Source organism: Amycolatopsis sp. NPDC005232, assembly GCF_040607795.1.
In the GTDB taxonomy this organism is placed as follows: Bacteria; Actinomycetota; Actinomycetes; order Mycobacteriales; family Pseudonocardiaceae; genus Amycolatopsis.
The window spans coordinates 1-1,215 of sequence record NZ_JBEXHL010000090.1 but is presented as its reverse complement, the minus strand read 5'-3'; the positions used below and the strand labels follow the sequence as shown (position 1 = coordinate 1,215).

Here is a 1,215-nt window from a genome sequence, read left to right as displayed (position 1 = left end):
ACCCCCTCCCGCACGACGCGTTCGCGGTCGACATAGAACTCACGGATCTGCGGATGCATCAGGCACAGCCACATCGCATTGCGCTGCGACGGCGGCAGCGCGTCGAAATCCAGGAGCAGCCTCGCCATTTCGCCGTTCCAGGCCAGGATGTCGTAGCGGTGGTTCATCAGCATGGCAGGCAGCGGCGACAGGTCGGCGACCAGTCGGACCAGCGACGGCGCCGCAGTGGTGGCGAGCTTGTCGCCGTTGCGGGGGCGCTGCCGGGCCAGGCCGAAGAGGTAGGCGCGTTCGTCGGGGGCCAGGCGCAGCGCCCGGGACAGCGCCTCCACCACCTCCGCTGAGGGCCGCAGCCCGCGGGCTTGTTCCAGTCGCACGATGTAGTCGACGCTGACCCCGGCCAGTTCGGCGACCTCTTCGCGGCGCAATCCCGGGGTCCGTCGGGCCTGCCGACGCGACGGCAGGCCGAAATCCTGCGGATCGAGGCGTTCGCGCCGGGTCCGCAGGAACGCGGCCAGCTCCTGTGTCACGTCCACGGCGTTGGTGATCATGGCTGGTCCAACAGCTTGGGTAGGACTGGTGTTCCCAGGAACTGTCTTCCCTTACCCCCGGCTCGCGGTGGTCGCAGGCTGGTGCTCGACGACGATCACGAGCACAGGAGGACTTGATGTCGCTCACTCTCGACACCTACCGGCTGCTGGGCCGCTCCGGGTTGCGGGTCTCACCGCTGGCCCTAGGCACTGCGACCTTCGGCACCGACTGGGGTTGGGGCGCCGATCAGGACGATGCGCGCAAGCTGTTCGACACCTACGTCGAGCGCGGCGGCAACTTCATCGACACCGCCAGCACCTACACCAACGGCAGCTCCGAGCGCATGCTGGGCGAATTCACCCGCGACCACCGCGAGAGCCTGGTGTTGGCGACGAAGTACACGACGTTGCGACGGCCCGGCGACCCGAACTCCGGGGGCGCTCACCGCAAGAGCCTGTTCGCGTCGGTGGAGACCAGCCTGCGGCAGCTGAACACGGACTACATCGATCTGCTCTTCCTGCACGTGTGGGACTTCACGACACCGGTCGAGGAGATCCTGCGCGGCATGGACGACCTGGTCCGCCACGGCAAGGTCCTGTACGTGGCGATGTCCAACGCTCCGGCCTGGGAGATCTCGCGCATGCAGGCGATCGCCGACCTGCGCGGCTGGTCGCCGCTGGTCGCGCT

General features: G+C 68.1%; 2 protein-coding genes. One reads left to right on the top strand and one right to left on the bottom strand.

Annotated features, from left to right (window positions below; translation table 11 throughout):
- A partial coding sequence (locus ABZU76_RS51575; protein ID WP_354885880.1) for a helix-turn-helix transcriptional regulator occupies positions 1 to 548 on the bottom strand: 548 nt, incomplete at its 3' end.
- 116 nt (positions 549 to 664) lie between these two features.
- On the opposite strand from ABZU76_RS51575, the gene ABZU76_RS51570 reads away from it, so the two are divergent.
- Positions 665 to 1,215 (top strand): aldo/keto reductase (locus ABZU76_RS51570; protein WP_354885877.1); only part of this gene is annotated, 551 nt, incomplete at its 3' end.